Below are 8,056 nucleotides of genomic sequence, written 5' to 3'. Positions count from 1 at the left end.
GGGCGGACGCGCTGGAGGGCGGGAGCGCCCCCAGGGCGGTTTCCAGCCGCGTGAAATCCTCGGCGCGGTTGAAGCCCGTGGCCATCAAGACGCCCGCCGCGCCGCCGATATATTCCGGCTCGATGGAAAACCCGCGCAGCCACGCGCCGAATCCCGCCGCGTCCATGCCGCGCGCGGCAAAGCCGAGCGAAAGCTTGGCGGGGTCGGCCGCCCCCTGCGGGAGCGCGAACCCCTTTTGGAGCGCGAGCAGCCGCGCGCGGTCGAAGGCGCGCGAGACGCGCTCAAAGCCTTCGGCCGCGCCCTCTCCGGCGTAGGCGGCGGCCCGCTCGCAGGAGAGCAGGATCGGATAGCTCGGGCTGGTCGAGCCGAACATCGACATCAGCCGCTTGGCGTCCGGGGCATACCGCCTGTCGCAGATGTGCAGCAGCGCGCCGCCCGTCATGGCGGGCATCGTCTTGTGCAGGCTGTCGCAGCAGAGCGCCGCCCCGCAGTCGGCGGGATGGGGCTTCCCGTACCGTTCCGGCAGGAACTTGAGGTGCGCGCCGTGCGCGTTGTCGACGAGCAGCGGCACCCCGCGGGCGCGGCAGACCTCCGCGATCCCCGAAAGATCGCTGAGCACGCCGAAATAGTCGGGCGAGGTGAGATAGACCGCCTTCGCCTCCGGATGCCCGTCGAGCGCGGCGGCGACCGCGGCCGGGGAATACCGTCCGGTGAACCACGCCCCCGCGTCCCGCTCGGGATAGACCCACACGGGGGTGAGATCGAGCAGAGCCGCCGCGTTGATCGCGGCGCGGTGGAGGTTGCGGCCCATGACCACGGCGGCGCCCGTCCCGCAGGCGAGCGCGAGCATCGTCTGGATGCACAGCGTCGCGCCGCCCGCGCAGAGCAGCGTCCTCCGGGTCCCGTAGAGGCGCGCGAACTGCTCCTCGAGCGCCAAAAGCGGCCCCTGCGCGTGGTAGAGGCTGTCCGCGCCCTCCACCTCGGTGATGTCCCAGGGCAGCAGCGCGGCAAATTCGTCCGTCCCCGCGCCCTTGTGCCCGGGCATGTGGAAACGGGACATGTCCTTTTCGATGTAATCCCTTACGGCGTCATGCAGCGGCGTTTTCATTCGTGCTTCAGTTTCCTCTTGAGGTGTCCGAGCGCGCCGTTCAGCGCGATCGCCTGGTCGACCATCCGCGCCTTGACCGGACGGTACACGTAGTCGAACTCCCCGGCCAGCTCGTCAAGCCGGCCGTTGAAGCCGCGTTTGAACTGGTAGAGCCCGTACATGTGGCTTCCCTCCTCCAGATTCCCCGAGACCCCCTGGAAGTCGTAGACCTCGCAGCCCGTTTCCACCGCCCATTTGATCATTTCCCACTGCATGAGATAATTGGGCATCACGTCGCGGTGGACGTTGTCGGACGCGCCGTAGACATAGCAGCATTTGCCCGCGTAATTGGTGGTGATGGCGCCGCAGACGGGCGCGTTCTCATAAAATCCCATATAGAGCCGCACATGCTCGCCGAGCGCCTCGAGCATCCGCTCGAAATACGCCTTCGGGCGCACGTTGAAGCCGTCCCGCTCCCCCGTCACCCGCATGATGCGCACAAACTCGTCGAGGTATTCCGGCCCCACCGGGCGCACCTCCACCCCGTTGCGCATGGCGATGCGCACCTTGCGGCGGGTGCCCTGCGTCAGGTTCGCGAGCAGCTCCTCCTCGGTGCGCCCCATGAGATAGAGCCGGTAGTTGAACCGGGCCTGGATGCCCTCGAACCCGTCGGGGCCGTACTGCTGCGTAAAGCCCATGCTCTTCGCAATCGCCAAAAAGTCGGTGTCGCTCATCAGCACGTCGGGGTCCATCTTAAAGGTGTGGGCGTTATATTTCTTCGCCAGCACGTCTACGCCCGCCTTCAAATCGGCGAGCACCTCCTTGTCGTGCAGGTCGCAGACCGGCCCGCGCGGCGCATATAAAAACGCGGTCCCAACAAGCGGGATCTTCTGGATGAGCACCGATACGGCGCCCTTGATCTCTCCGTCCTCCCCGCGCGAGACGACCGCCTCATACCCCCAGTTGTTCTTGACCTTCTGCCAGTTGACGCTCTGGGTAAAGCCCCCCTGCGGATGGCGCGAGACGAATTCTTCCATCTCCCCATACTGTTCGGGCGTTAAAATCTCCACTTCCATCGGTCCCTTCCACGGCCCCCACGGGCCTCTGTCTTGTTGGCGTCCGCTCAGGCCGGACGCCGGCGCAAATATCCGCGCTTATTATAGCATATTTTCCCGGTGCCGTCATTCCTCCCCGCGCAGAATCCGCAGGTTGCGCCGCAGCACCGTTTCCCCGCGCCAGCCGTAAGCCTTGCTCTCGCAGAGTTTTCCAAGATTATCTTCCCCGACGACCGGCGCGATATCCCGTTGAAACGCCGCGACAGGGCTTCTCCGCGCGTTCCGGTTGACCGGGCAGGCGTCGGTGCACCGGTCGCACCCCCACACGAAGCCGCCCGCCCGGATCTGTTCCCGCTCCCATTCGGTCAGCTCCCCCTTTTTCTGGGTGATATGGGAGCGGCATTTTTCCCGGTTGAAGCCCTCCTGGGACAGCGCGCCCGTCGGGCAGGCCGCGGCGCACCGGCCGCAGTGGGTGCAAAGGGGGTTTGCTTTACGCCCCGCGGCCGGAAAATCCGCCGTCGTGACGATTTCGCCGATAAAGCAATAACTTCCGTAGGTTTCATTCAACAGCTGGCCGTTCATGCCGATATCCCCCAGCCCCGCGAGGCTGGCGGCGCGCACTTCCGCCACCGGCGAGCTATCTACAAATGGTATAAACACATCTCCGTTATACATATTTTGCAGTTCCTTTGCCAGCTCCTCCAGCGTTGCCCGGATAACCGTATGGTAATCATCCATAAGCGCGTAGCGCGATATATTTCTATCGGGATACTCTCCGATGTAATATCCAAATAGTATAACTATGATGCTTTTTGCCCTCTCGGGCAGGCGGCGTTTTGCGCGCACCTCCAAAAGCGGCAGCGCATCCTCAAACCGGCAGACGCCCCACTGGTCCATGCCATGGGATTCCATGCACTTTATCAGCTGATCCATTGGCGGGGCCTCCCTTGGGTATGCCGCTCAGTGAGCGGCGGAGTTTGTCGGTAGTCGACCGACGACCGACAGCGGTTCTTAGGCATACCGCTCATCGAGCGGCGGAGTTTGTCGGTAGTCGGCCGACGGCGGTCCTTAGGCATAGCGCTCATCGAGCGGTGGAGTTTGTCGGTAGTCGACCGACAGCGAGTTCCTTTCTTGCTTGCCCAAGAAAGGAACCAAAGAAGGGCACGAGGGGCTTCGCCCCTGCGACCCCCGCGCCGCCTCCGGTTGGCCTTCGGCCAAAGTCGGCGGCGCCCTGTCACGGATGAGCGGACGAACCTACAGCATCCCGCCCGGCGCCGCGCCGCGGGCGCAATGCCTCTGCCCGAGAGTCTCCGGAACCGTACCGGAGGTTTTCATAGGGAAGGCACGGCCGCTTTTGCGTGGCGCGCAGTGCCCACGGGGAGGCGGAAAATTGCGCGGCTTCGCCGCGTACGCGCGCAAAGCGCGCGAACGCCTCTACGGGGCGTTGTTTTCCGCCGGCGGGCCCAGTAATGTTTCATATGAGACACCCAAAACCTGAGCCAAGGCGACAACCTCATAATCAGGAACAAACCGCGTCCCCTTCTCAATGCGCAATATGGTTAGACTGTCAAACTCATATCCCGCCTGCTGCAACATTTCCGCCAATGCTTTTTGCGTCAATGGTGGTTTGTGCCCTTTTCGCAACAGTTTCACCTGCGGACCAATCACATTTTTGGATATCCCATTCCAATAGATTTTCATTTTCCCTCCAAAAATATTCTAATGATGAAGTTTATCTTGATTGTAGCGCTTTTTTATGATATACTACTTCTAAAGATGAAGTTATTGGAGGTTTTTTTAATGCCTGATATTTTAGAAGAGCTATATCTCGAGCGGTTATCCTTCATCGAGGAGCGCTGCCGCGACACGCCGGAATATAACGCCGCATCGGACGAATACGACGCGGCGCGCGCGGCGCTCCGGCAAACGCTCAACAAACGCCAGCGGCGTTTGTTGCTGCGCGTCGAGGACGCGCAGGCCGCGCTGTGCGACTGCACGGCCGCGGCGGCGTTTGCCGGGGGCTGGCGGCTGCGGGCGAGGCTGGCGGCCTCCGCCGGGCTTTGACGGGACCCCGCCTCACGGGTCGCGGCGGGGTGGGGCGCGGGGCGGCCGGCCTGATCAAAGTTTTCGCAAGGCCTTTTTCAAAAGGCCGGCCCCTGCGGCTCGAAGAGCCGCAAAAGGAAAGCCGGGGACTTTCGTCCCCGGCCTTCTTTTTCCGTTCTCCTCAGTTGCACTTGGAGTATCCGCAGCTGCGGCAGCTTACGCAGCCGCCCTCATGTTCGAGGGCGCTGCCGCACTCGGGGCAGAATTTCGCGTTGAGGGCCGCCGCGCCGGAGGCGGGCGCCTCGGGCCGGGCGGGTTCCGCCGCGGGCAGGCCGAGCTTCTGGTTCTCGATCATGTCGGCGGTCTTTTTGATGACGCGGGCGATCGCGTCGGGGCAGGAGGTGCACTTCATCCCCGCGTGGCGGATGGTGGAGGGGCAGCGGATGCCGCGGAGCTGGTCGAGGATCTCGTCAATCGAGACGCCTGAGCGCAGCGCGATGGACACCAGCCGCGCGGTCGCCTCCGACTGGGAGGGGCATCCGCCCGCCTTGCCGGTGGAGGTGAACACCTCGCAGATGCCATGCTCGTCATAGTTGACCGTGACGTACAGGTTGCCGCATCCGATCTTCATGCGTTCGGTCAGGCCGCAGGTGACCTCCGGGCGCGGACGGGGACGGATGTCTGTGCGCATGGCGGGCGGCGCTTCCGTCTCGCCCTCCTTCTTCACCGAACCGATGTTGAGCACCTGCTCGGCGCGGCTGCCGTCACGGTAGATCGTGACGCCCTTGCAGTCGAGCTCGTAGGCGAGCATGTAGACCTCTTCAACGTCCTCCATCGTCGCGCCGTGCGCGAAGTTGACCGTCTTGGAGACGGCGTTGTCGGTGTGCTTCTGGAACGCCGCCTGCATCTTGACATGGTAGAGCGGGCTCACGTCGTGGGAACAGACGAATACGCGCTTGATGTCGTCGGGGATCTCGTCGATGTGCTGGAGGGTTCCCTCCACGGCGATCTTTTTCATCAGCTCGTCGCTGTAGAGGCCGCGCGCCTCGAGGGTCTCCCGCAGCACGGGGTTCACCTCGATCATCTCGGTGCCGTCCATGACGTTGCGGATGAAGACGTAGGCGAACACCGGCTCCACGCCCGACGAGCAGCCCGCGATGATCGACAGGGTCCCGGTGGGCGCGATGGTGGTGATCGTGGCGTTGCGCAGCGGTTCCCCGGCGGCGAAGATGCTCTCCCCAAAGAGCGGGAAGGCGCCGCGCACCTTGGCAAGCCGCGCGGAGGCGCGGCGGCCCGTCTCGGTGATGAACTTCATGACCTCGCCCGCGAGGGCGACCGCTTCCTCGGAATTGTAGGACATGCCGAGATAGGCGAGCATGTCCGACCAGCCCATCACGCCAAGCCCGATTTTGCGGGTCTGTTTGGTGGTGAAATCGATCTCCTCGAGCGGATATTTGTTCACGTCGATGACGTTGTCGAGGAAGTGCACCGCGTCCTCGACCGTCCGCTCGAGTTTTTTATAATCGATCCGCCAGCCGTTCTTGTCCTTGGCGAGCATGGTGACAAGGTTGATCGACCCGAGGTTGCACGACTCATAGGGCAGCAGCGGCTGTTCGCCGCAGGGATTGGTGCTTTCGATCTCCCCCTGCGAGGGGACGACGTTGTCCCGGTTGAGCCGGTCGAGGAAGATGATGCCCGGCTCGCCGTTGCGCCACGCGCTCTCGACGATCTTGTGGAACACCTCGCGCGCCTCCAGCTCGCCGACCGCCTGCTTGCTCTTGGGGTCGACCAGCTCATAGGTGTCGCCGTTCTGCACCGCCTGCATAAACGCCTCGGTGATCCCCACCGAAATGTTGAAGTTGGTGATGTCCGCATTGTTCTTCTTGCAGTCGATGAAATCGAGGATATCCGGATGATCCACCCGCAGAATGCCCATGTTCGCGCCCCGCCGGGTGCCCCCCTGCTTGACCGCCTCGGTGGCCATGTTGAAGACCCGCATAAAGCTGACCGGCCCGCTCGCCACGCCGCCGGTGCTGCGCACCGTCGCGCCCGAGGCGCGCAGGCGGGAGAAGGAAAAGCCGGTCCCGCCGCCCGACTTGTGGATCAGCGCCGCCTGTTTGATCGCCTCGAAGATCTCCTCCATCGAGTCTCCCACCGGCAGCACGAAGCAGGCGGAAAGCTGTCCGAGCTCCTTGCCCGCGTTCATCAGCGTCGGGGAGTTGGGGAGGAACTCCAAATTGGTCATCAGCTCGTAAAACCGGTCGGACAGCTTTTTGACGTCCGCCTTGTCGTCGTAGGCGGCGTCCGCGGCCGCGATCGCGTCCGCCACGCGGCGGAACATCTGCTCGACCGTCTCAATATTCTTTCCGTTTTCATCCTTTTTCAGGTACCGCTTTTCCAATACGGTGATCGCATTCTTGCCGATTTTCATATTGTCCCTTCCTCTGCCACAAGATAGTCGCCTTATATAGAATATCTGACACAAGATATTGTATCATATACTCTTTTACTCCGCAATACCCAAAAGAGGCGCGCCCGCACTTTTTTGCGGACGCGCCCCTGGCCCGATATGGATTTAAAGTCCCGCGGCCGGCGCGGCAAGGCCGCCCACCATGAGCAGCGCGAAGATCAGCCCCGCCATCAGCAGCCCCGCGGCCGACAGGGCGATCCCTGTAATAGGAAGCCCGCCGCCCTCGTCGGGCGCGGCGTATTTCCGCGTGACGACCCCGAGGAAAATCCCCGCGGCCCCCAGCACGAGGGCGGCCATCAGGTCGCCCATCAGTGAACTGAGCAGCGCCGCGATGCCGAAAAAGAGCGCCCCGGAAGCGTTTGTCCGGTTTGGATGGAACTGGTTCATCTCTGTTTCCTCCCCTTAGTGAATGATCAGCGCCAGGAGCGCCAGAAAGATCGATAAAATGGGCAGCACAACCCAAAGCAGCCGCTGCGCCGATAAAAACAACTCGCTCGGCTCTGCGCCGACGCACCACCACATATGCCGCAGATCAAAAAAGAGGCGCGGCCACCGCCGGTCCACCGCCCAGAGAGCCGCGATCAGGACCGCCGAAAAGAGGAGGTCGCCGTTGCCCCGCACCGCGTCTCCGCTGCCGGAGGCCAGCTGCGCCATGCCGTAATAGGAGGGCTCCCGCCCGGCAAAGGGGTTTTTCCCGTCGTGGGAGACGAAGGCGTCCACGTCGAGCACCGGCTCCCCCTGCTCGTTATAGAGAAAGAGGCCGTCCGGGTGGTAAGTTCCCCGGAACCGTTCCACCCCGCCGCTGCTGATCACGATCTGCCGCTCGGCATAGCGGTCCTCCGCCCCGGCAAAACGCACGAGGTAGTCCCGCTCAGGGTTTCCGGGCAGCGCGTAAATCAGCCGATAGGTGTTCGATTCCACCGCTTCGACGTCGATGCGCACCCTCCCCCAGTGATTTTTTCCGCTGTAGGTCCACGCGGAGGCGGAATAGGGGGACGCTTTCCGCCGCAGGAAGGTGTCGTAGAGGTCTGCACCCCGCTGAAAAAAGATAAGCAGATAGCAAAGTGTCAGCAGCCCCGCAAGCAGGGCGCCCGCAATCCGCACCGGCCTCCGGTGCGCTTCATAAAAACGCCTCAGCCGCTCCATATCCGCGCCCCCTTTCCCCTCTATAGTGTATTACAAATCGGGGATTCCTGCAAGAAGCCCCGTCTGGCCGCTGGAAAAAGGGAACTCAGGAAACAAAAAAGCAACGCCCGAAGGACGTTGCTTTTTGTGGAGCTGGCATAGACCTATCTTCCCGGGAAGTCACCCTCCAAGTATTGTCGGCACCGCTGAGCTTAACTTCTGTGTTCGGGATGGGAACAGGTGGGACCTCAGCGTCATATACACCAGCCATACGGC

At 62.8% G+C, this 8,056-nt stretch carries 8 protein-coding genes and 1 rRNA gene; 1 reads left to right on the top strand and 8 read right to left on the bottom strand.

From position 1 onward, the window contains the following. From C1A13_RS00125 to C1A13_RS00110, 4 genes are all read right to left on the bottom strand, one after another. Positions 1-1,108: aminotransferase class I/II-fold pyridoxal phosphate-dependent enzyme (locus tag C1A13_RS00125; RefSeq protein ID WP_101547936.1), on the bottom strand; the 1,108-nt coding region annotated here is incomplete at its 3' end. Next, a complete protein-coding gene (locus C1A13_RS00120) occupies positions 1,105-2,163 on the bottom strand; it encodes a lipid II:glycine glycyltransferase FemX (RefSeq protein WP_207726240.1) in 1,059 nt (352 codons plus the stop codon). The genes C1A13_RS00125 and C1A13_RS00120, both read right to left, overlap by 4 nt. A 105-nt stretch (positions 2,164-2,268) precedes the next feature. Continuing rightward, positions 2,269-3,075, bottom strand: a complete 807-nt coding sequence (locus tag C1A13_RS00115) for an epoxyqueuosine reductase (RefSeq protein WP_101547934.1) — start codon at positions 3,073-3,075, stop codon at positions 2,269-2,271. Between the two features lie 501 nt (positions 3,076-3,576). Next, on the bottom strand, positions 3,577-3,843 hold the full coding sequence (locus C1A13_RS00110) for a helix-turn-helix domain-containing protein (RefSeq protein WP_101547932.1): 267 nt from the start codon (positions 3,841-3,843) through the stop codon (positions 3,577-3,579). A 99-nt stretch (positions 3,844-3,942) separates the two neighbouring features. Here C1A13_RS00110 and C1A13_RS00105 point away from each other — a divergent pair, with 99 nt between their 5' ends. After that, positions 3,943-4,206 carry a DUF6809 family protein gene (locus C1A13_RS00105; protein WP_101547931.1) on the top strand — a complete coding sequence of 88 codons (264 nt, stop codon included), beginning with the start codon at positions 3,943-3,945 and terminating at the stop codon, positions 4,204-4,206. A gap of 160 nt (positions 4,207-4,366) precedes the next feature. Here C1A13_RS00105 and C1A13_RS00100 read toward each other — a convergent pair whose 3' ends face one another. The 4 genes from C1A13_RS00100 to rrf all read right to left on the bottom strand — a co-directional run bounded on the left by C1A13_RS00100 (position 4,367) and on the right by rrf (position 8,048). Beyond that, positions 4,367-6,616, bottom strand: coding sequence for a vitamin B12-dependent ribonucleotide reductase (locus tag C1A13_RS00100; RefSeq protein ID WP_101547929.1), 2,250 nt, complete (start codon positions 6,614-6,616; stop codon positions 4,367-4,369). Positions 6,617-6,760: 144 nt separating this feature from the next. After that, entirely contained in the window at positions 6,761-7,042 is a 282-nt protein-coding gene (locus C1A13_RS00095; protein WP_101547926.1) for a hypothetical protein, read from the bottom strand. 15 nt (positions 7,043-7,057) lie between these two features. After that, positions 7,058-7,801, bottom strand: a complete 744-nt coding sequence (locus C1A13_RS00090) for a hypothetical protein (RefSeq protein ID WP_101547924.1) — start codon at positions 7,799-7,801, stop codon at positions 7,058-7,060. Between the two features lie 130 nt (positions 7,802-7,931). Continuing rightward, a 5S ribosomal RNA gene (gene rrf / locus C1A13_RS00085) occupies positions 7,932-8,048 on the bottom strand. Between the last annotated feature and the right edge of the window lie 8 nt (positions 8,049-8,056).

Origin of the sequence: Anaerotruncus massiliensis (ex Togo et al. 2026), assembly GCF_900199635.1 — a bacterium.
GTDB classification, from domain to species: Bacteria; Bacillota; Clostridia; order Oscillospirales; family Ruminococcaceae; genus Anaerotruncus; species Anaerotruncus massiliensis.
The sequence above is the reverse complement of the archived record's forward strand: the minus strand, read 5'-3'. Positions and strand labels throughout refer to the sequence as shown.